Origin of the sequence: Natranaeroarchaeum sulfidigenes (genome assembly GCF_017094485.1) — an archaeon.
GTDB classification, from domain to species: Archaea; Halobacteriota; Halobacteria; order Halobacteriales; family Natronoarchaeaceae; genus Natranaeroarchaeum; species Natranaeroarchaeum sulfidigenes.
The window spans coordinates 2,875,579-2,896,900 of record NZ_CP064786.1 but is presented as its reverse complement, the minus strand read 5'-3'; the positions used below and the strand labels follow the sequence as shown (position 1 = coordinate 2,896,900).

The following is a 21,322-nucleotide window of genomic DNA, read 5'->3' as shown; positions in this document are numbered from 1 at the left end:
GTGTCCGTCCCCTCTCACCTGCTGTGCCCCGAGCAGTTGCAATCAACGTCGGCGCGAACACCAATCTCCCGGGCGTCCGCGGACCGATCTATCCCGATGGCAGGTTCGAGTATCTCCCGATTCCGGAGCGTGAACCAGTCAGTGAGCCTGTCCCGACGTACGCCGATCTCGATCTCGATACCGCACTCCCCGAGGACATCCTCGACAAACCGGTTCATCTCGACCCGACGTTCGCGGAGTATTCCTGCTGTGATCGCTATACCTACGGCGACGACTACGGCGTCAAGGCCCGGCCGCTGCTCGACCTTGCGGCTGGCGACTACGTGTTCTTCTATGCGACGCTCTCGACAACCCGCCGAGATGTGGATACGCAGGGTGCTGGAGACGACCCTGCCTCGTGGATCGCCCCCGAGTGGGGCGCGTACGTGATCGGACAGTTTCGGCTCGCCAGTGATCCGCTTTCGGGCGAGGAGTATGGAGCGCTATCGCCCACAGACCGGGCCTGGTTCGATGCGAACGCACACGTCCGCCGCGAGCGCTTCGACGCGGAGGTCATGCTCGCCGGAGATCACGAAGAATCGATGCTGTACGATCAGGCTTTTCCACTGAGTACCGCCGAGGCGGGGAGCGAAGCGAATCGGATCGTAACCGAGCTGTCCAGCGACTCCGGCAAGGGGCCGTGGTGGCGTCGCCCGATGCGATTCGAGCCGTCGGCGGTCGAGGAGCTACTGGAAATCTGGGAAAATGAGGGATTCGAGCGCTGTTTCAGCTGACGGTAGTAGGTGCCTTCCACGAGGTGTTCTCCCCGACGGGTTGTAATGACCAACTTATAATTGTCTGGTGGCTCAACACCGAGGTATGGCCGACAGTACGACGTTCGCATTCAAAAGTGCACTCGGCATCGGTGTTGCACTGGTTGTCCTCGGCGTCGGGTCGTGGACGCTCACCGACTTCGCGCATATGACGGCCCTCATTCCGGCTTTCTTCGGCGTCGTTGCCGTCGGATTGGCATCTATCGGTCGGGAAACAAACCGTGAACAGCTTGCAGTCTACGGGATTGCTGCACTGGGGGCGGTAGGTGTTCTGGGGTCTCTACGTGCGGTACCCGATATAATCGCGCTTGCGACCGGCGAAGCGGTTGACTCCACTGTCGGCGTGGCTTCTCAAGCGATCATGATCGCTCTCGGTCTCGCACTGGTGGTCATCGCCGGTCGTGCAGTGTTGGCAGATCGTTGACAGACGTGGCTGAAACAGCCACTATCGACTGATATTCAGTCCTCGTCGAGGCGCACGACCAGTACCGGTTGTTCGGCCCGCCGGATCACGTTCTCGGTGACACTGCCGAGCAAAAACTTGTTCACTCCCGTGCGGGCGTGCGTTCCCATCACGATGGCATCGATTCCGTTCTCGCTCGCGTAGTCGGTAATCGCCTCGTCCGCACGCCCCTCGCCGACATGGGTAATAGCTTCGACCCCTGCCGCAGTCGCTTCACTTTCGACGCCCGCCAGGACGTCTCGGGCCTCCGAGCGGAGCGCCTCCCGGATGGTCTCCCAGCGGCCATCGGAGAGTCCCTTTCGGGAATCGTCCTCGACGACGTAGAGGATATGCAGTCGGGCACCGGTGAGTTCGGCAAGGTCGATCGCTTCGGCGACGGCGCGCTCGCCACCGGGGCTACCGATCGTCGGAAGCAGGATATCGTCGTACATACTGTGACTCTGTGTTTCTACCGGGGTGCTGAAAATACCAGCGGTAGTTCAGCCCGACAGCGCCTGTTTGACTCCGTCAAGGCTTTCGGTCTCGACGATGACCGCGACCTGATCGCCGACCTCCAGTGTCGTGCCGGGAAGCGGGATCGTTAGTGATTCGTCTTCACGGCCGTGGGCGTAGATCCGTGCGCTTTCGGGAAGGCCGACATCGTGGATTTGCTTGCCGACTGCGCTAGCACCCTCGCCGATCCGGAACACCGATAGCTGAAGCTTTTCAGTCAGATCGGAGACGACGTTAAAGTCGCCACCGAGTAGCGCGGTCTTTGCGCCCGCTGCGCCGAGACGCTCCGGGTAGACCACTTCGTCGACATCGTCGGCGTACTTCCGGTAGATGTCCTGGCGGTAGTCCTCGTCGATCCGGAGAACCGTCCGACAGCCGTGATGTTTGCCGATCATGCAGGCGGCGAAGTTGGCGTTGAGATCGCCTGTCAGGCCGCCGACCGCGTCGACCGTTTCGAGGGCCGCCTGCTCCAGCGTGCTGTCCTCGCTTCCGTCGCCCTCGATCGTCTCGAACCCGTCCGACTGGGCACGACGGATCTTCTCGGGGTCGCTGTCGACGACAATCACTTCGTGGCCCTCCTCGCTGAGGATGCGTGCGGTCCGGATGCCCACACGACCGTAGCCTACGATAACGAACTTCATGCGCGAGAGATACGCAACCGGGGCATAAAAAGGGTGGCGGCGATCAGGCTATCGGCTGGCGATCTCCACGCGCTGAGAGGGCGACCGGAAACGCCAGTACGCCGCTGTCGATCACTGCCGTCCCGAGATACGGCCCCACAGGCGATCCAACGAGTACGCCGAGGCCGACGCCCAGTCCGATGATGCCAGCCAGCCCACAGACGGCAAGTGTGACATCAGCGACGCTACCTGCAAGCGGCGCTGGAGCTTCGATGAGCTGCCAGGCCAGTAGTCCACCGATAGCTGCTCCGGTCGCGTTCGCGGCAGCAGTATCGCCTGTAACGACGACTGCGAGTGCTCCCAGCACCACCGCACTCCCGAGCAGTGGGGTCGCCGGATCGTCGAGGCGTCGACACGCGGGTAGCGCAATGGCGAGGATAGCGACGCCCAGGAGGGCTCCGGCAAGCACGTCGATCGGGTAGTGGACACCGAGGACGATCCGGGATAGTCCCACCAAGACGACTGCCACGCTGGCCATCACGAAGCGGCGCTCGGTGGACCACACATCCAGCAACGCGGCGAGCGCGCCCCACGTCACCGTTGCTCCGAGGGTGTGCCCGCTCGGCAGTCCCGGTAGCCGTGCTGTCGTTTCGTGCTCGTAAAACGGCTGTGCGATCGACGCGACCGCCTCGACGGGGACGGCTGGACCAGTGGCCGGCCGAGGGAGGCCGAACAGCAGCTTCAGAACCAGTCCGGCAGAGAGCGCCGTCAGCACGACGCCGAACAGCGCAGCGATCTCACTGCGCCCAGTGAACCAGTATGCCAGCGTCAGCGCCACGACGAAGACCCAGATATCTCCCAGCAGCGTCACGCCTGCAAACGGGAGCGCGGCCCATTCGGGTGTCGCCCCCTGTACCGTCTCGACTCCCGAAAACCACGGCGTCATCTAGGAGCGCCAGTCGCCGATCGCGTTCCGGAGCCGACCGGGAATCCCGAGCACGTTTAGCGTGGTCGTCACCAGCATCATGAGCACGTAGAGTCCGAGCGTCGACAGCCAGAGGACGAGCATCGCCAGGATCGCCCACCCGCCATCCAGATAGACGAACGCGCCGATCGTCATCGCTGTCCCATAGAGCAAGACGAGATACGGACCCCACCCCCGCGCGTGACCCCGGCGGATCCGCCGCCGAACGTAACGCTTGAGGTCGTTTTCGACCGAGTCCCGGTCGACTGTCCGGTCTTCGATATCGTCTTCGAACTCGTCGAGCTGTTCGCGGAGCTCTGCCAGTTCGCGGTTGAGTCGCTGCACCTCGCTTCTGGGAGCCGTCCCGGTCGTCACGTCCTCGTCGCTATCAGCGTCGATGCCGGCCTCTTCGGGTCCGGGGCCAGCCATTCCGACGCCACGATCCTCCTCGTCATCTTCGGTGGGTTCGTCGTCGGTCATCGCTTCCAATTGTGTGTCACGTCGAACCCCATCACGTTGTAATTGCCGGTCCTGTCCGGTAGCTGTTTCCTCTCGATTGTCGGGCTGGCGCTTGTCCGGTCCGACCAGTTCCTCGACGACGTCCTCCGCCATCACTGCGTTGATGACTGCACCGACCATTACGATCAGTGCGCCGAAGTACAGCCAGGTGAGCAAGAGTAAAACGCCCCCCAGAATACCGTACGCCGCGAAATCGGCGGCGTACGCCGTGTATAGCTGGAACCCCTGCCCCAACAGCATCCAGCCGATTGCAGCGACGACCGTCCCGGGCACCGCCTCCTGGGGTGCGATCGTCATGCCCGGCATGACGAAGTAGAGTGGAAAAAAGACCACCAGCAACGTCACGAGCAGTAGGGCCGTCGCGATCTCGGCCCCGAAGGGTCCGAGTGGAAGTCGGCCGATCGCCGTCCCTACGATAGTCACTGCAGCGACACCGATAACGATCGAGGCGAGTACCGCCGCGCCGGTCAGTAGCTCGCTTACGAGCGAGGAGTAGCTGGTTCCATACACCTGCGAGAACGCCCGGTCGAGTCCGCGGAAGAGTCGCAATGCACTCCAGAACAGTACGAGGGACCCGACGACGGTCGCCCCGCCACGTCCCGCCTGGGCCGTCAGCGCCTCGACCAGCGTCTCCTGGGCCTCCGGTGTCAGGAACTCGCCGACGAACTCGATGATCTGACCCTCGAATACTTCCCCGCCCATCACGGAGCCGATCGCCAGCGTGAGTATCGTTAGCGGGATCAGCGAGACGAACGCGTAGTAGGCGACGCCCGCAGCCAGAAACGTGATTCCGGCCGACTGGGCGGTCTCGACGATCGTTCGGAGTCTGTCGAGTGTAGGTGCTAACTGTCCCACAGATAGACTGTCGGGGGAACCGTACAAAAATTGGTTGCGTGTCGGTAGTCCGAGCCCGTTCCTCGTCGGTCACGTCCGCTGGTCATAGAGTCACCCGTCGTCGAGCGCCGCCGCCCGGATCTCCGCAACGCTCGCCTCTGTCTTGAACGTCGTGCCGCCGAAATGGGTGCGAGAGGCCCCGTAGCCCGCCGCTCGAAGTCGATCGAGGAAGTCGTCCATTCCGATCGCCGTCACGCCCCACTGCCTGCAGAGGCGGTGCTGATCGTAGTGGGTGGGTCGGTCGAGTTCGGCCGCGATCGTTGCGGTCAGTTCGCGGGCCGTCTCGGCGGTTCCCATGTCATCGGTGACGTGGTCGCCGACGCGCACGACGAACGCCGACTCGCTCGTCGCGCCGAGCCAGATCGGGCCCGCCGTCAGGACCCGGTTGCCCTCACAGGCGGGACACGTCTCGGGTGGGTGCGCGATCAGGCCGTGTTCGTGCTCGCGGTGCAGACAGTCCTCACAGTGGTGGATGTGACCGATCTCCTCGATCGTTTCGTTGGCGTCGGTCGCCCGGTGGTCGAGTTCGAGGTAGGTCCGGACGTAGTGGTTCGTCGCGTGGGAAAACAGCGGCGTCACGCCCACGTCGTACCGGGCCGCGGTGCGGGCGAGCGCCGACAGCAGGATCCGCATGCCGATCTCGCCATGGTACTCGGTGTTGCGCGGGATCGCAGAGTACTTCCGGACGCCGCTGTGGAAGTGCGCACCACATAGCGGTGCGGTGTCGGTTGCGGTCACGCAGACCAGATTCCGCACGTTGGCGAAGGCGGCGTCGGCGAAGGGGATCGGCGTCCCGAACGGGTCGATATCGACGACGTCGTACAGCTCCTCGTGTAACAGCGCGTTGACGTCGCGCTGGGCCGTCTCGCCGTCGAGGTCGTTGCGTGCGAGGTTGCGCTTACAGAGCGCAACTGCGTCGGGGTCGGTGTCACAGAGCGTTGCCTCCCAGCCGTCGGCCGCGGCGCGGACCCCGCGGATCCCGCTTGCGGCCATCGCATCCAGATACGAACTCGCACGTGGTTCCCGGTCCCGGTAGGCCCGGAGCGTTGCGACCGTCAGATCCCGGTTCAACTCCTGGACCGGGTTGAAAAAGACCGCGTCGTCGACGCCCTCGGATTCCTGCTCGGGCACCTCGATTTCGACTGCACCCTCCCGAATCTCCATACAGGTTCTCGCCGCCCACGCGCGAAAAGCCCCACGATGCCGCCGCGTAGTCGGAGACACTCCACATATCCGAACCTGTTTTGACAGGCCCGTTCCAATGACAGACCTGTGTCCCGCCCCGCTCCCGCGCCATCGCCGACTGCAGGTGGTCAGTCGTGACCGACGACTGGCAGGCTATCCTCTCGGAAGCGGGCGAGTTGACGCCCGACGCGGTCGAGCGAATCACCGCCGTCCACGGCGACCGTGGCGCGCGCGCCATCGAAGCCGTCGCCGAGGAGCGGGTCAAACAGTACCGTGATTTCACCGTCGTTGTCGGCTACACCGAGGAGTACGTCATCGAGGGACGGGGCTGTACCTGCAAGGACAGCCTCTACAATCTCGACGAGAGCGACCCGACCGATCTCTGCTGGCACGCCCTCGCGGTGATGATCGCGCGCCGGATCGACGCCGTCGACCACCACGATATGTGGTACTCGGACGTCCGGGAGTTCCTGTGACGTCGTACTCGGACGGTCGAGGGGTCTGATAGAGTAGCCACTATCTACTCAGCGATACCAGCGGGTAAGCTCTGTATAGATTCAGTATACAGCTACTTCTATTTCGATATAGTGTGTATACCTTTCACCTACTCCCCTGCCTGTTCAGTTGATGCGACGGAGAACGTTCATCGGCACGTGTGGTATCGCAAGTATGGCCGCCATCGGGGGCTGTCTCGGTGACGACGATGACGAGGAAAACGGCGAAGCAGCCAACGGCGACGAGAACGGTGATGAAAACGGCGACGAGAACGGAGACGAAGACAACGGCGAGGAAGAAAACGGTGATGAAAACGGCGACGAGGAGAACGGAGACGAAGACAACGGCGAGGAAGACGACTCGCCCGCGATAGCGGAGTTCACCGGAACCGGCCCGGAGACCACCGACAGCTTCGAGCTCGAAGACGGCTTTGCCGCGCTCCGGATCGATCCAATCGAGAATATCGGTGTCGACGTCGTCACGATGGACGGCAACGTGCCCCGTTCCGCCGAATGGGACATCCGGAACTACCAGGGATTCCTGCCGCTGAGTATGGGCGCTGGCGAGTACGAACTCGACATCGACGTCGACGAGGACGTCGAGTGGTCCATCACAGTGTACAACGACCCCGCCGACGGCGCAACGGCGCTCGACCTGCCGACGACAGTCGAGGGGTCAGAGCCCGAGTACACCGGCCCGATCGACTTCGAGGAGGGCGTGACAGCCTCGGTCGAGTACGAGGGTGAGGGCGAGTTCTTCCTCAAGCTGTACGCACTCGACGGCGAGTACATCGAAGAGCTTCACCACGAGGACGGAGCGTTCGAGGAGGAACTCGAGATCGACTACGAGGAGTGGGGCTGGGTCCTGATCACGGCCAGTGAGGAGTACGAGATCACGTTCGACGCCAGCGAGGAGTAGTTTAGACGCCGGTCGAGTACCGCAGGATTCCGGCGAATCCGCCGAAGGCGTTGAGAAGCTGGTCGCCCTTCTCGAAATCGGTGGAGACGAATTTCGTTTCGGTCCCGCGTTGCTCTGCGATCTCGATGAGATGGTCGATGGCGTCCTCGCGTTCGCCTTCGTCGGCATCGATCTCTTCGCCACACTCCGTGCAGGTGTGATCTGGCGTCGCGGCCCGGCTGTCGACGACCTCGCGTTCCTCGTGGCCCGCCGAGCACTCGTAGGTAATGACGTCCCGCCGGAGGTCCTCGCTGATCAGGAGCGTCTCGACCGATCCCATGATGAGGTTCTTGCGGGTCTGCTCGAAACCGTAGGTCGCTTTCTCGCCGTCGTGAAGCTCCTTGAAAAAGGTGTCCATGAGATCTTTGCCCTCCATGAGCTCGGCGTCGGCGAGCGCCTCTTGCCCTGCGTCGACGAGGTCATGCAGGCCGGACTCGTCGGTATAAGAGACGTCGAACTTCCCGAGGACTTTGTCCTGAATCTCGTGGTGGAGATAGTCGCCGTCGAGGAACTCGTCTTTGGTCGGCGATGGACCGCCGACGAGCACGCCGTCGAGTTCGTGGCGTTTGGCGACGAACAGGTCGTTTGCCATCTCGGCGACCTCCTGATAGAAGTTGTCGATCGCCTCGAGGCGCAGGCGGGCGAATCGCTGGGCGGACTGGCCACCTTTGCGCTGCTTGCCGGGGACCAGCGAGGAGGCGGACTTGACCGGCTCGACGCGTTTGCCTTTCAGCCACCCGACGTTGGCTTCGCGGCGGTCGAGCACGATGAGGCCGTAGAGGCCTTTGTCCGCCAGCATGTGCTCTAACGGCTCGGTGAGGAAATCCGAGTCGCAGTGATAGCGGAACGACTGGATCGGCTGGGGCGGGTTCTCCAGCGCCTCGGTCACCATTTCGCTGCGTCCGCCGCTGGTGTTGACCGCGCCCGAAAACAGGACGAGCCCATTGTCAGGCGGATAGGTGTCGTAGTATTTCAGACGCGCCTTGATGCTCGAGAGGGCGTCCTGGACGTTCGTTCTGGTCTGTTTTGACTTGATGTTGGCCGCCTCGCTGTGTTCCTGGGTGACGTGGGCGACGACGTCGCTGATCTGCTTGTCCGGGGGCACGTAGATCGTGACGAGCTGGGTCCCCGATCCCTCGTACTCTTTGAGGTCCTCGATGACCTTCCGGAACTCGTATTTTTTCCGGTCGGAGTGGTCCTCTTCCTGCTGGCTCATTGTCTGTACTAACCGCTGGCCCGCCTAAGTATGCTTTGACCTGCAGGGACGTCGAGCCGCGGCGGAGTCGTCCCCCTGCCCGATCATCACTCTCTCGAACCTTCCGATTCCCTTCGCACGATGTTTTATTACGCACGGGTGTTTGCCATATACCAACCAATGTCTTCGACAACAGTCTATGCTATCGCAAGCGGCAAAGGTGGGGTCGGAAAGACCACGACTACGGTCAACCTTGGGACCACGCTGGCGGGGGCGGGCCACCGGGTTGCAATAGTCGACACCGACCTCGGGATGGCCAATCTCGCCGGATTCGTCAACCTCTCGCCCGACGGGCCGACGCTACACGACGTACTCGCCGGTGAGGCGACGATCGCCGAGGCGACGTACGAGGTCGCAGCGGGGATCTGTGCGATTCCCAGCGGAACCGAACTCGCCGGATTCGCAGACACCGAGGCGACCGGACTGCGCGACGTGATCGACCGACTGCGCGAGGAGTTCGACTACGTTTTGCTCGATGTCGGCGCAGGGATCAGCCACGAGTCCGTGTTGCCCCTCGGCATCGCCGACGAGACGATCCTCGTCTCGACGCCCGAACCGGCGTCCGTCCAGGACGTAAAGAAGACGATCGATCTCACCGAACGCTCGGGGGGAGATGTGGCAGGACTGGTACTCACCCGAACCAGAGCCGGGGACAGCGTCTCTTACGACGAAATTGCGGCCCGACTCGATATCCCACTGTTCGGGACGATCCCGGAGGACGATGCGGTCCGGGACAGTGTGTACGCGCGAACGCCGCTGGTCGTCAACACGCCCGAATCACCCGCCGCGACAGCCTACCGTGACCTCGCTGCTGCATTTGCTGGGGATGCTGTCGACTCCGACGCGACCACGGCATCCTCCGAAGGGACGGACGACTCCGGAGACGGGGCCGATGCCGAGCAACCAGCCTCGGCGACCGATGTCTCGGACGCTCTTTCGGACGTCGACGACGCGGCTGATGAGACCGAGACTGACGACGCGGACGACCTGCCCGACGAAGATCTCGACCTCTCGCTGGACGAGGACGACGGAGAGGCGGTGTCAGACCTCGCGGCGGACGACGCGGACGACGACGCCGTTGTCGAGGCTGAAACCGACGCTGTCGAAGCGGCCACCGCGGGAGTCGACGATCCCTCGGAGAGCTTCGACCGTGGCGCGTCGAGCGACGACGAGGGGGTGACGATCCCCGACGCCGAAGACGATGCGGAAGAGACCGACTCATCGGCCGAACTGGACGACGAGGCGATACCGTTCCGGGGCGGCGATTCCGGGGCCGGGGCGGCTGCTGGGGACGACGATGGTACAGACGACGACACCGAGGAGAGTGACGAAGCGGAACTGCCCGAGGATGAGACAAACGACGATGACGCGGATGGGAAAGACGACGAAAAAGAGGGGAAGGGGTTCCTCGGCGGTCTGTTCTAGTTACATCGATTCCGGCGCTTCGACCCCGAGCACGTCCAGTGCGTTGGCGACCGCGTGTTTTGCGGCGGCAACCAGCGCGAGACGGGCGTCGCGCACCTCGGGGTCGACGTCCTCGCCGAGCACCTGACACTCGCGGTAGAAGACGTTGAACCGTTCGGCGATGTCGCGGGTGTACGTTGCGACCACGTGGGGGTGGAGTTCGTCGGCGGATTCTTCGATTACCGCCGGGAAACGGGCGATCGTCCGGAGGAGATCGCGCTCCGCATTGGTCTCAAGCAGATCGGGATCGACGTCAGTGGCCGGTTCAGCAGCTGCCTCGCTGATGATACCACAACAGCGCGCATGGACGTACTGGACGTAGGGAGCGGATTGCGCCTCGAAATCGAGGGCGCGCTCCCACTCGAACGTAATCGATTTGGTCGGCTGCTTGGCGACGATATCGTACCGCACTGCACCGATACCGACCTGACGGGCGATCCGATCGACATCGTTTTCGTCCAGATCGTCGTCGCGGATGCGGTCGTCCAGCCGGTCTTCGACCTCTTCGCGGGCGCGGTCGACCGCCTCGTCGAGCAGGTCGTCGAGGTCGACCCCGGTCCCCTCGCGGGTGCTCATCCCCTCGCCGCCGGGGAGGTTGACCCACGAGTAAAAGAGCTGGTCGAGCTGGTCGGTGTCGTTGCCCAGGAGATCGAGCGCGGCGTCGAGTTGCTCGAAGGCGAGGCGGTGGTCCTCGCCGATCACGGTAACCGCGCGGTCGTAGTTGTCAAACTTCCACTCGTGGTGGGCCAGATCGCGCGTGGGGTAGAGGCTGGTGCCGTCCGAGCGGAGGAATACGAGGTTCTTCTCGATGCCGTACCCGTCGAGCTCCAGCTGCCAGGCCTCCTCGTCGTAGACCGCCTGATCGAGTTGCTTGAGCCGCTCGACGAGGTCGTCGGTCGAGCCGTCGCGCATGAACCGCGTTTCCTTGACGAACTCGTCGAACTCGGCTGGCAGGCGACCGAGCGTTTCCTGCATCCCCGAAAGGACGCTGTCGACGACCTCGCTTACTCGCTCGTAGGTCGCCTCGTCGCCCGCCTCCAGGCCCTGCATGATCGCCTCGATTTCGGCTTCGGCGGCCTCGGTCTCGTCTTCGGGTGCGTCGTCGAGATAGGCGTTGCCCTTGCGGTAGTAGCGGACGAACTCGTAATCGGGCTTTTCACGCTCCGGTTCGGGCAGGTCGGCCTCGTCGAAGCGCTCGTAGGCCCACGTGAAGACGGCGATCTGTCGTCCAGCGTCGTTGACGTAGTAGTGCCGGTCGACGTCGTAGCCCGCATAATCGAGGACGCGACAGAGCGCATCACCGATGATCGGGTTACGCGCCCGGCCGACGTGGACCGGGCCGGTCGGATTGGCACTGGTATGTTCGACCACGACGCTCGTCTCGCGGTCGTCGAGACGGCCGAACTCGTCGGACTGGGCTGCGTCGAGCGTGTCGGCAAAGTACCGATCACTCGGCAGGACGTTGACGTACGGTCCCTGCGTCGTGACGGCGGCGATATACTCGTACTCCTCGGCGTCGATCTCGTCTGCGATGTCGGCGGCCACTTTCGGTGGCGGTGCGCCGACCTCGCCCGCCAGCCGGTAGGCGACGCTCGACGCCAGTACGGCGTCGACGTCCTCGGGCGGCTCCTCGATACCCAGATCGTCGTCGGGCAGGTCGAGTGTGTCGAGCGCGCTCGCCAGCGCGTCGGCCACTTCGTCGCGGATAGAGAGGAACATGTGCCCACCTATTCGAGCGCCGGATATAGGACTGACGAGTTCTCCCGCTCAGACCGGCGTCGGATCGGGCCTGACGCCCGGAACGTCCTCGACCGCCCGTCCGTTTTCGAGTGCCCGCACACACTCCATGACCGGGTGGGTCGTTTCGGCGTCATCACAGGGGTACACCCCGCGCAACCGGTCGCCCTCGCGGAGGACGAGACAGAGTACAGGCAGGAACATCACCGTCCGACCGGCGGCCCCTCGCCGTACTCGAAAGAATCGATCGACGGACTGGTCGGTCCCGTCCATCGCACGCTGTAACTCCCTGTACAGCGCCACCTCTTCGGGGAGCCCCCCACGACTCCCCTGTCGAAAGCAGACTTTCCGGCTCCAGTGGGTGACCGTCACCTCGTCGACGATCCCGGCCTCCTGTAGCCCGTGGAGTCGATCCAGTATCGCCTCCTGCTGGCGCTGTGTGGCGTCCGGCGTGAACCCGCGCATATACACCTCGACTCGAAGCTGTTCGTTGTCCATATTTTCCCCCTGCACATCACTACCACAGGTCCCTGTAAAGTCCTTTCCCGACCTCTATTTTTCTCGACCGGTCGGTGAAACGAACTGTTCGATTATGGACAGTGTCTTGCCTCTCGATAGCTCCGGCTCTCGCGTCACGTTGAAAACGATGGCCCGCTAACGAAGTCGTATGCATTTCAACCAGCGCACACAGGACGCACTGCGCGAGGCCGGTCTCGACGTTGACGACCTCAAGCGGACCTCCGAGGCGGTCGTCGACTCTACCCGCCAGACAGCCGACGAACTGGAGTCTTTCTTCGCCGACGCCGACACCGTCTACTCCGATATGGAGATGGCCCACAGCACCGCCGAGTTCCCCGAACACTCCGTGGAATACCTCGACCTGACGACCCACGCCGCCGAGATGCGCGGCTGGCTCCGCTTCGACACCTGGGGCGCGTACGTCGAGGACGGTCGGATCCTCGACGATGGTCTGGTCGAACTCACGCTCGGTCCGACGGTCCACGACCGCGTTCGCTTCGCTCGCTCGCGAGAGCGGCTATGACGCGGGTTCGGATCCGGGGAATCTACACGACTGGGCTTACGCGGCGACTACTCGACGCGGGACACGAGGTCGTGCAGGCGTCACCGCCGATTCGCGAGCGCTTCGACGTCCCCCTCGACGCGGCCCCGCGGGACGTGTGGATCACGGATACCGACGACCGGCAGGGGATCGGTGTGTCGGGGCCCATCGACGCGGTCGCGACCGTCCTCGACGATCTGCGGCCCGCCCGCGACACGTTCATCTGGGCCGACCCAGCACCCGCTGGCGCGGTTTTTGACGCCTACGTCACTGACGCGCTCGGCAGCGGCGCGGTCGTCGCGCTCGACGAGCCAGCCACCCCCCGACTCGATAGCGTTCCGTTCCACGGTATCAACGCCGAGGGATTTCTCCCATACGACGACGCAGATGGCTACGTCGACGACGGTGATCAGGTTCGCGTACAGGTCCACGAGGCTGCTCCACCGTGGGCCGACCGCCGCCCGCAGGTGAGCACAGCCATCGAGATCGGCGGCGGCCTCGTCTCGCTTGCACGCGACCGCAGCGACGTCCGGGCGGACGTACGCGGCGAGCGCGGCACCGAACTCGTCCGTACCACGGAGATGCTACCGGTCGATCCGCCCGATGGGTGGGGGATCCGCTGGGAGCGCGCCGCCGCTGACGCCGAGATCAGCACGCTCGGCGACGCGCTCGACCGGACCGCCGACCGTGCAAAGCGGCTGGAGGACACGCTCGTCGATGCTCCCGATACGCCGGAGGCCGACACCCGGATCGCGGCGCCGAACGCGACCGCGTGGTGCTGGTTCGGCCGGGAGTCACGCAGCGAACTCGACGTGATTCGCCGGGACGTCACGACGACCATGTCCGGACATCACCGGATCAAGGCGGGCGACCGCTCAGCGAGCGACGCGGTCGATTTCGTCGAGGCCGTCTGCGAGCCGACTGGCGAGTTTCCCTTCACCGCGGTCGCCGACCAGTTCGGTCCACGGGAGGGCGATCGGATCGGTCTCGGTCACGGCAAGCCCGACGGCAGACTCATCCAGCTCGGCCGCGGCGAGGTCACCGCGATCGACGGCGACCGGGTGACCCTCCGCCGGAAGATGCGGAGTCCGGGAACCTACGACGCGCTCGGGACCGAGCGAGTGCGCGGCGATGTCGCCATCACGAAACTCGTCGAGGGACGGTGGTGGTACCCCACGATCTACCGCGGCGAGGACGGCGAGCGAAAGGGAACGTACGTCAACATCTGCACGCCGGTCGAACTGTTTCCGGAGAGTGCACGATATGTCGACCTGCACGTCGACGTGATCAAACGCCCCGACGGATCGGTCGAGCGCGTCGACGAGGACGAACTCGCCGCCGCCGTGGAGGCTGGCCACGTCACCGAAGCGCTCGCTGACAAGGCTCGCAGCGTCGCCGCTGCCGTGGAGAACGCCCTGTAAATGAGTGACAGCTCCGGTCCCACGCCGCCCGAGGACCGCATCGTCGCGCTCGACGCCTTACGCGGCTTCGCCCTGCTCGGCATCCTGCTGATCAACATCTGGGTCTTTTCGATGCCCGAGGACGTCCTGCTTAACCCTACTATCTACGGCGATTTCACCGGCACGAACTACTACGCGTGGCTTCTCACCCACGTCTTCGCGGAGGGGAAGTTCATCGCGCTGTTTACCATGCTCTTTGGCGCAGGGATCGTCCTATTCACCACGAGTAAGGAGCGCAAGGGACAGAACGCCCGGACGCTGTACTACCGTCGGACGTTCTGGCTGATCGTCATCGGGCTGGCCCACGCTTACCTGCTGTGGTTCGGCGACATCCTTGTCGCGTACGGGCTGAGCGCGCTGTGGGTCGTCACGCTGCGGCACTGGGAGGCGACCAAGCAGCTGCTGGCTGGGGTGGCGCTCTTTGCCGTTCCATCCGCTCTCGAACTACTCGTTGCACTCCAGCCCGGGGCCGACATCGCGGCCCAGTGGAACCCCGCAAGGAGCACCATTCAGGCGGAAGTCGAGACGTATCGGAGCGGCTGGCGCGAGCAGCTCGACCACCGCGTTTCCGCCGCCCTCCAGCGACAGACATCCGGGTTTTTCAGCTATTCGTTCTGGCGGGTCAGTGGACTGATGCTCGTCGGGATGGGGCTGTTCCGGCTCGACGTCCTTACCGGCGGGCGATCGACCGGGTTCTATCGGCGACTCGTGGTCGTCGGGGCAGTCGCTGGACTCTCCCTGATCCTCGCGGGTGTCGCATTCATCACCGCAACGGACTGGTCGGCGGACGCGGCGCTGTACTGGCGGCAGTTCAACTACTGGGGCGCACCGCTGCTTGCGTGTGCCTACCTCGGACTCGTGTTCCTCTATGCGGGCTGGCGTCCCGACGGGCCGGTGACGCGGGGGCTCGCCGCGGTCGGTCGCACCGCCTTCTCGAACTACCTGTTCCAGACGGCCGCGGCGACCTTCATTTTCTACGGTCACGGTCTCGGACTCTTCGGCCACGTCGAACGGGTCGAGCTGCTGGGAATCGTCCTGGTCATCTGGACAGTGCAGGTGGTACTCTCCGTGCTCTGGCTCCGCTACTTCCGGTTCGGCCCAGTCGAGTGGGTCTGGCGCACTCTCACCTACCGGACGCGTGAACCACTCAGAAAATAACCACTCACCGGGTGCCGTTGCTCAGGCCTCGAAATCGTGGTCTGGATCGTCCTCGACCTGCCGCTTCATCGACTCCCGGCGGGATTTGGCGTCCCGGCCGGTGGCTTCGAGCAGGAATTCGTTTTTCGCGTCGACGGCGTCGGCGGCCGCGTCGGCGTTGCCCTCCGCGATGACCTCCTCGGCGGGTCGCTCCTCGAAATGGACTGCGAGCTTGTCTTTCTTGCTGCCGTACTCGGCGGTTCCGGCGACGACTCGTTCGAACACGGGATTATCAGGATCACTGACGACATAGAGGTCGTTCCCTTTGAACTCCTCCGTCCCGTCGACCGTACCGAAGTACTCCTCGACGGTGGCTTCCATATCCGGTACACGTTCTTCGAGATACTCGCCGCGGCGCATCTTGTACTCTTTCATGCTTGATGGAATCGGTCGGCGTTGATTTACCCGTTACGTTTATCGCTCCGCGAGGTAGCCGCTGCGACACTCGGGACAGATGTCTCCTGCCCGAAGCGAACTCCCCGAACCCGGTGCTGTAAAGCCACACTCCGGGCAGACGTACTGTGATCCGTCGCCGCTACCGGTTGACTCGACCGGCGTCGGCGCACTGTCGACGCTTGTAAAGGTCGTTTCGGTAGTGCCCTCGGGTCGTTCAACGACGGTTTCGCCCTCCTCCCCCGATCCCCCCGATTCGGGACGCAGCCCGCCCCCGAACTCGACGTCTTCGGGCTCGCCGCTTCCGCCCTCCGCGTCGAACCCCTCGTCTTCGCCGTCGACCGACGGCCAGTCTTCGCCGCCCGGTTCGTCGGCCCGGACGTCGTCCGAGTCGGGCCACTCGCCGTGTCCGCGATCACGCTCCTGCTCGTCGTCGGATTCGTCGTCCGCATCCAGGATCACGGCATCGTCTTCTACCGGATCGATCTCCTCACTCTCGTCGTCCGTCGTGGTTCCGGCCTCCCGCGTCGCGGCCGGCACCTCGCCGGTGTCGTCGGGCCCCTCCTCGACGAACTCGGCGTCGTGGCCGTCTTCCCCGGCCTCGACCGCTTCAGTGGCGGAGTCAGCGATATCTTCAGGTTCGTCCCCGTCGGCGTCGACGGAGACGCCCTTGTCGGCCGTCCCTGCAGCTGACTTTTGATCTTCCGACTCGTCGGCGGGTTCCCTGATCGCCGTTACCTCTTTGTTCTCGCTGACGAGTCTGGTTTTGCCACAGCGGGCACACGTCTGTTCCTCCCGGATCGTTACCACGACCTCGTTCCCCTGTTCCTCGCGCTCACGCTCGACTTCGCTGTCGCCGTAGGCGTGTCCGAGGAGCGAACACCTGAGAGCCATTGTCCACGCTTACCCAACCGGACCGTAAAAAGTTGCCGCCAACGAGTGGTTCTCGCGCCGAGCGCTGAAGGTAAGGATAAAAGCGGGTGGGGTGTATGTATCGGGTATGAAGGCACGGCCGGAGTTCCGCGACAGACCCGCAGTCGAGGTCGCGGTGCTCGATGCGCTGGTCGACCGAAACGAGGATGGGATGACCGTATTCGAGCTACGGTCCCACGCCGAGGTCAGCATCCACGACCTCGAAGACGCGCTCGAATCGCTGAAAGCCGACGGACTCATCGAGGTCGAGGAGTCCGGCAATCGCACGGTGATCAGGGCCGACGAGCGCGTCATTCCGGAGACGACAGCCGACACGGACGAAACGTCGTTTTTCGAGGAGTTACGCGAACGTCTGCCGTTCTGAGCTTCTTCGTACCGTCCCCGTGCCAGAACCGCTGATCTTTTTCGATCACAGGCCCGAGTACGGACAATGACCGTCATCCGTTCCGTTCACGAGGACCACGGCGCTACCTTCGGCGATCGTGGCGGACGCCAGGTCGTCCGTCACTTCGGCCGCCCTGCTCGAACCCACCGCGCGGTCCGCAACGGCGTCGGCCTGATCGAGATGGCATACGGCGTCCTCACGATCGAGGGCGACGATCGTGTGAGCTACGTCGACAACGTCGTCTCGAACACCGTCCCGACCGAGAACGGCGAGGGAACCTACGCGCTCGTACTCGATCCACAGGGCGGCATCGAGACCGATATGTACGTCTATAACGCGGGCGAACGCTTGCTGCTCTTTCTCCCACCGCAGCGCGCCGAACCGCTCGCCGAGGAGTGGCGCGGAAAGACGTTCATCGAGGACGTCGAGATCGACGTGGCGACCGACGAGTTCGCCGTCTTCGGCCTCCACGGCCCGAAATCGACTGAAAAGGTCGCAAGCGTCCTCAACAAGACTGGAGCGCCGGATCAGACCCTCTCCTTTGTCCGGGGTTCGATGGGCGATGCGGGTGTTACGGTGATCCGTACCGACGCGCTGGCCGGTGAGGACGGCTACGAGGTCGTCTGTGCCGCCAGCGAGGCCGAACACGTCTACGATACCCTGCTGAACCACGGGCTCAACGCTGCCCCCTTCGGCTACGACAGCTGGGAGACGCTGACGCTCGAAGCCGGGACGCCGCTGTTCGAAACCGAACTCGCGGGGACCGTTCCGAACGTGCTCGGACTTCGCAACGCCGTCGACTTCGAGAAGGGCTGTTTCGTCGGCCAGGAGGTCGTCTCCCGCGTCGAGAACCGCGGTCGGCCGAGCAAGCGACTCGTCGGCCTGACCTGCGAGGCTCTGCCCGCGACCGGTGCGGCGGTGTTCGACGGTGACGCCTCGGCCGGCGAAGTGACCCGTGCCGCCGAGACCGAGCTGATCGACCAGCCCATCGCGCTCGCGCTGGTCGGGGTCGACGCCGCCGAGGCCGAGGAGTTCACGGTGCGAGTCGATGGCGAGGACGTCTCGGCGACGATCACTGAGCTTCCGTTCGTCGAGGGGAGCGACCGGTCAGCGCGGCTACCGAGCTACGAGTAGTCGGTCCGTAGTCTTCCCTACCGCCCGAGATCCTCGTGCGCGCTCGACAGGTGCCGGGACGCCAGCGCCGCGAGCAAGGAGAGCTCTCCGGCGAGTGCGCCGACCGCGATGATCTCGGCGAGCTCGTCGGCGTTCGAACCGGCGGGATCGCCGCCGCCGCGGACCCCCAGCACGTCCAGCGCCTCGGCCTGCGTGGGGAGTTTCGTTCCCCCGCCCACAGTCCCGACTTCGAGACTGGCGATGCTGACGCTGGCGTAGAGGCTGTCGCCGCGCTCCTCGATCGTCGTGATTGCGTTCGAGCCCTCGACGACCTGTGCGGCGTCCTGGCCGGTCGCGAGGAAGGCGGCGGCGACGACGTTCGCGGCGTGGGCGTTGAAGCCGAGACTGCCCGCCTTGGCGCTGCCGACGAGGTTCTTTCTGGTGTTTGCCTCCTCGATGGCCTCGGGCGTCGTGCCGAGTCGCTCCTCGACGAGCTCACGATCCAGCTCCACGTCGGCGGTGACGCTCCGGCCACGGCCCTGAACTGCGTTGATCGCGGCGGGCTTTTTATCCGAACAGAGGTTGCCCGAGAGCGCAACGAGATCAGCCGGGGTTTCGTCTTCGACGAGTTCGCAGGCCTCGCCCGTGGCGATCGTCGCCATGTTCATCCCCATCGCGTCTTTCGTGTCGTAGGCAAACCGGAGGTAGACCGAATCGCCGACGACGTACGGTTCGACGTCCAGTAGTTCGCCGTGGTTCGTCGTCGACTCGGCGGCCTCGCGCAGGCGGTCGACGTTCTCTTCGACCCACTCGACGACTGCCTTCGCCTCGACGATACCCTGCACACGGAAGACCGGCGCGCGGGTCATCCCGTTTTTCGTGACGCGGGCCTGCGCGCCGCCCGCCGAGCGGATCGCCGAGAGGCCACGGTTGACGCTCGCCAGCAGCGCGCCCTCGGTCGTCGCGAGCGGGAGATAATACTCGCCCGCGGCGGCCCCGCCGTCTACCTCGACCGGGCCGACGACGCCCATCGGGAGCTGTGCGCCGCCGATGGCGTTCTCGATGTTCGCGTCGGCGTCGGCGGCGTCGAAGGCGTACTGGCCGACGGCCGACAGATCGGCTCCGGTCTCGCGCTCGACCAGCAGCCGGCGGGCGGTCGCGGCGGTCTCGTGATCCGCGTGCTCTTCGAGTTCGTACAGGCGCAGGTCGCCGTCCTGAACGCGGTCGGCGAGGTCGGCAGCGTCGGTCATAGTTCGGGAGAGTGTCGCCCGGCCCCTAACAGTTGCTCTTTGTGGGCGGTTATGTCGGCAAGTCCATCCCGTCAAAACAAACTACAGAATTCGAAGTGTATTACTTATAAATTCGAAGTAAAGACGGTCCCACTGTGATCGAACACACCGGTCGCCGGTACGTTCTGTCGCGTCTCGGGCCGGCAGTTAAACCAATCCACCGACCATCGCCTAATATCGTGATCGGTCGGTGTCCTTTTGGCCGCGCCTCGCCTACGCCGATACAATGAAACTGGGGTTTTTCGAGTCGCTGACGATGGTCGGCGCGCTCGCGGTCGCTATCCCGATGGTCTATGCGGGAACCAACATCTATCTCGCAGGAAATACGATTGGACTGTTCTTCGTCGCCCTCGGCGTGGTAATGGTGCTCGCCGAGCGGTTCATCACGACTCCCTTCGATATTCCCTCGATCGTCGCGAAAAAGACCGTCGGGCGCTTCATGAGGGATCCCGAGGAGACCGAGCCGGACGCCGCCGACGGCAAGTAACGCTCAACTCCCCGGCTCCATCGACAGCGGATACTCGACCAGCCTTCGAACGCCGTCTTCCTCGACGACGATAACGTCACCCAGCGCCACGTAGCCCTGCTGGGCGTCGGCGAGTCCGGGCCGAACTGCGAGTATCGTCCCGGCCGAGAGCTCCGTCGTACCGTCCACGGCTGGGGGCTCCCGTGGATCGAGCCCGACGCCGTGGCCGAGGTTCGCGATGACGTCACCAGATTCCGGCGACGGATCGAAGCCGTACGCGCCGAGTTCGGCGACCAGTTCGCGGTGCAGTTCGCCGGTCGTGACGCCCGCCCCGGCGTCGAGCGTCGCCAGCGCTGCGGAACGGGCGTTGGTGACCGCGACGTGGGCGCGCCGCTCCCAACCGCCGTCGCCGTCCACGACCAGCGTCCGGGTGAGATGGCCGTGATAGCCCTCCGGCTCTCGGGGGGCGACCGACACTGCGATAGTTGTCGCTGGTGGGATCGCCACGTCTGTCCGTGTCGATTCTGGCGGCCCACCGACGCCGATCCGCGTCCCGTTACAGGGGACGCCGCCAGCGGTCGCTATTTCGGTGTTGATCGCATCCCGCAAGCGCCCGGTCGTTAACACGTCACCTTCCCACAGCAGTCGGTCGCCGGATCGGTCGGCTGCCGCAAGCACCTCGCGGGCCCGGTCCAGTCCGGTCGCGGCGACGCCCTGTGCGACCGCAATCCGGGTTCGCTCGCTCTCGGCTTTCTCCCGGCGGGCGCGTTCGATGGCGTCCGTCGATGCGAGTTCGTACTCCGCAGACAGATAGAGGGCGGCGTCGTGTGGGATGGTTGGCGGTGTCAGAACGGTCTCGACGCGGGACTCCAGCAGTTCGTCGAGCACGTCGACGGCTACCTGTCCTGGGTGCTTTTGTCGCGCGTCGAACCGCCTGACCCGTTCGGGACTATCGGGAACTGACTCGACGGTCTGCGGGACACAGAGCACTGTCGCATCGGGTGTGTATACGAATACGGTAGTCGCGTGGCCCTCGTAGCCGGTGAGATATCGCAGCATCGACCCACTTCCGACGTGGACGAACGCGGTGGCGTCGCGCTCTCGTAGCTCGGCGTCGAGCCAGTCCGGGTGCGCGGGTGGAATCGATAGCGGGGGGTCGCCGTGCATCC

General features: G+C 64.4%; 22 protein-coding genes and 1 pseudogene. 11 read left to right on the top strand and 12 right to left on the bottom strand.

The features are described 5' to 3' along the window. Positions 1–23: 23 nt before the first annotated feature. Positions 24–773 (top strand): Nmad3 family putative nucleotide modification protein, encoded by a 750-nt coding sequence (locus AArcS_RS15080; protein WP_238478240.1) that lies wholly within the window; start codon positions 24–26, stop codon positions 771–773. A gap of 85 nt (positions 774–858) precedes the next feature. Beyond that, positions 859–1,236: a hypothetical protein gene (locus AArcS_RS15075; RefSeq protein ID WP_238478239.1), complete on the top strand. Its 378-nt coding sequence runs from the start codon at positions 859–861 to the stop codon at positions 1,234–1,236. Between the two features lie 35 nt (positions 1,237–1,271). Here AArcS_RS15075 and AArcS_RS15070 read toward each other — a convergent pair whose 3' ends face one another. The 5 genes from AArcS_RS15070 to AArcS_RS15050 all read right to left on the bottom strand — a co-directional run bounded on the left by AArcS_RS15070 (position 1,272) and on the right by AArcS_RS15050 (position 5,928). After that, positions 1,272–1,706, bottom strand: a complete 435-nt coding sequence (locus tag AArcS_RS15070; RefSeq protein ID WP_238478238.1) for a universal stress protein — start codon at positions 1,704–1,706, stop codon at positions 1,272–1,274. Positions 1,707–1,754: 48 nt separating this feature from the next. Further along, positions 1,755–2,408, bottom strand: coding sequence for a potassium channel family protein (locus AArcS_RS15065; protein WP_238478237.1), 654 nt, complete (start codon positions 2,406–2,408; stop codon positions 1,755–1,757). Between the two features lie 43 nt (positions 2,409–2,451). Next, positions 2,452–3,333: a phosphatase PAP2 family protein gene (locus AArcS_RS15060; protein WP_238478236.1), complete on the bottom strand. Its 882-nt coding sequence runs from the start codon at positions 3,331–3,333 to the stop codon at positions 2,452–2,454. After that, complete coding sequence (locus AArcS_RS15055; RefSeq protein ID WP_238478235.1) at positions 3,334–4,725, bottom strand: YihY/virulence factor BrkB family protein; 1,392 nt, start codon at positions 4,723–4,725, stop codon at positions 3,334–3,336. It lies immediately after the preceding gene. A gap of 90 nt (positions 4,726–4,815) precedes the next feature. Further along, on the bottom strand, positions 4,816–5,928 hold the full coding sequence (locus tag AArcS_RS15050) for a tRNA (guanine(26)-N(2))-dimethyltransferase (protein ID WP_238478234.1): 1,113 nt from the start codon (positions 5,926–5,928) through the stop codon (positions 4,816–4,818). A gap of 155 nt (positions 5,929–6,083) precedes the next feature. Between AArcS_RS15050 and AArcS_RS15045 the strand changes: the two genes are divergently transcribed. Continuing rightward, positions 6,084–6,425 (top strand): hypothetical protein, encoded by a 342-nt coding sequence (locus tag AArcS_RS15045; RefSeq protein WP_238478233.1) that lies wholly within the window; start codon positions 6,084–6,086, stop codon positions 6,423–6,425. A gap of 151 nt (positions 6,426–6,576) precedes the next feature. Next, entirely contained in the window at positions 6,577–7,362 is a 786-nt protein-coding gene (locus tag AArcS_RS15040; RefSeq protein ID WP_238478232.1) for a DNA polymerase V family protein, read from the top strand. A gap of 1 nt (position 7,363) precedes the next feature. Here AArcS_RS15040 and prf1 read toward each other — a convergent pair whose 3' ends face one another. Further along, entirely contained in the window at positions 7,364–8,617 is a 1,254-nt protein-coding gene (gene prf1 / locus AArcS_RS15035; protein ID WP_238478231.1) for a peptide chain release factor aRF-1, read from the bottom strand. A gap of 159 nt (positions 8,618–8,776) precedes the next feature. On the opposite strand from prf1, the pseudogene minD reads away from it, so the two are divergent. After that, positions 8,777–9,631: pseudogene (gene minD, locus AArcS_RS15030) on the top strand (cell division ATPase MinD); the annotation flags it as partial. A 450-nt stretch (positions 9,632–10,081) separates the two neighbouring features. Here minD and argS read toward each other — a convergent pair. Then, positions 10,082–11,839, bottom strand: coding sequence for an arginine--tRNA ligase (argS, locus tag AArcS_RS15025; protein ID WP_238478229.1), 1,758 nt, complete (start codon positions 11,837–11,839; stop codon positions 10,082–10,084). A gap of 48 nt (positions 11,840–11,887) precedes the next feature. Next, complete coding sequence (locus AArcS_RS15020; RefSeq protein WP_238478228.1) at positions 11,888–12,355, bottom strand: HTH domain-containing protein; 468 nt, start codon at positions 12,353–12,355, stop codon at positions 11,888–11,890. A 169-nt stretch (positions 12,356–12,524) separates the two neighbouring features. On the opposite strand from AArcS_RS15020, the gene AArcS_RS15015 reads away from it, so the two are divergent. From AArcS_RS15015 to AArcS_RS15005, 3 genes are read left to right on the top strand one after another with little or no spacing between them, the layout of a single operon-like run. After that, positions 12,525–12,899, top strand: coding sequence for a DUF7532 family protein (locus tag AArcS_RS15015; protein ID WP_238478227.1), 375 nt, complete (start codon positions 12,525–12,527; stop codon positions 12,897–12,899). Then, positions 12,896–14,338, top strand: a complete 1,443-nt coding sequence (locus AArcS_RS15010) for a ribonuclease FAU-1 family protein (protein WP_238478226.1) — start codon at positions 12,896–12,898, stop codon at positions 14,336–14,338. The genes AArcS_RS15015 and AArcS_RS15010 overlap by 4 nt, the downstream gene beginning before the upstream one ends. Beyond that, positions 14,339–15,535, top strand: coding sequence for a DUF418 domain-containing protein (locus AArcS_RS15005; protein ID WP_238478225.1), 1,197 nt, complete (start codon positions 14,339–14,341; stop codon positions 15,533–15,535). 21 nt (positions 15,536–15,556) lie between these two features. Here the strand turns inward: AArcS_RS15005 and AArcS_RS15000 are convergent, their stop codons facing one another. Both AArcS_RS15000 and AArcS_RS14995 read right to left on the bottom strand, forming a co-directional pair. Next, positions 15,557–15,949, bottom strand: a complete 393-nt coding sequence (locus tag AArcS_RS15000) for a DUF5611 family protein (RefSeq protein WP_238478224.1) — start codon at positions 15,947–15,949, stop codon at positions 15,557–15,559. Positions 15,950–15,988: 39 nt separating this feature from the next. Beyond that, the gene (locus AArcS_RS14995) at positions 15,989–16,861 is read right to left on the bottom strand and encodes a DUF7093 family protein (protein WP_238478223.1); all 873 of its coding nucleotides are present in this window, start codon (positions 16,859–16,861) and stop codon (positions 15,989–15,991) included. Between the two features lie 106 nt (positions 16,862–16,967). On the opposite strand from AArcS_RS14995, the gene AArcS_RS14990 reads away from it, so the two are divergent. Together AArcS_RS14990 and ygfZ are read left to right on the top strand one after the other, a co-directional pair. Next, entirely contained in the window at positions 16,968–17,264 is a 297-nt protein-coding gene (locus AArcS_RS14990; RefSeq protein WP_238478222.1) for a DUF6432 family protein, read from the top strand. Positions 17,265–17,330: 66 nt separating this feature from the next. After that, positions 17,331–18,419, top strand: coding sequence for a CAF17-like 4Fe-4S cluster assembly/insertion protein YgfZ (gene ygfZ, locus AArcS_RS14985; RefSeq protein ID WP_238478221.1), 1,089 nt, complete (start codon positions 17,331–17,333; stop codon positions 18,417–18,419). 17 nt (positions 18,420–18,436) lie between these two features. On the opposite strand, the gene hmgA is transcribed toward ygfZ, so the two are convergent. Beyond that, positions 18,437–19,648, bottom strand: a complete 1,212-nt coding sequence (hmgA, locus tag AArcS_RS14980) for a hydroxymethylglutaryl-CoA reductase (NADPH) (RefSeq protein WP_238478220.1) — start codon at positions 19,646–19,648, stop codon at positions 18,437–18,439. 265 nt (positions 19,649–19,913) lie between these two features. Here hmgA and AArcS_RS14975 point away from each other — a divergent pair, with 265 nt between their 5' ends. Next, positions 19,914–20,174, top strand: a complete 261-nt coding sequence (locus tag AArcS_RS14975) for a DUF7533 family protein (protein WP_238478219.1) — start codon at positions 19,914–19,916, stop codon at positions 20,172–20,174. Between the two features lie 3 nt (positions 20,175–20,177). Here the strand turns inward: AArcS_RS14975 and AArcS_RS14970 are convergent, their stop codons facing one another. Further along, entirely contained in the window at positions 20,178–21,320 is a 1,143-nt protein-coding gene (locus tag AArcS_RS14970; RefSeq protein WP_238478218.1) for a M24 family metallopeptidase, read from the bottom strand. Between the last annotated feature and the right edge of the window lie 2 nt (positions 21,321–21,322).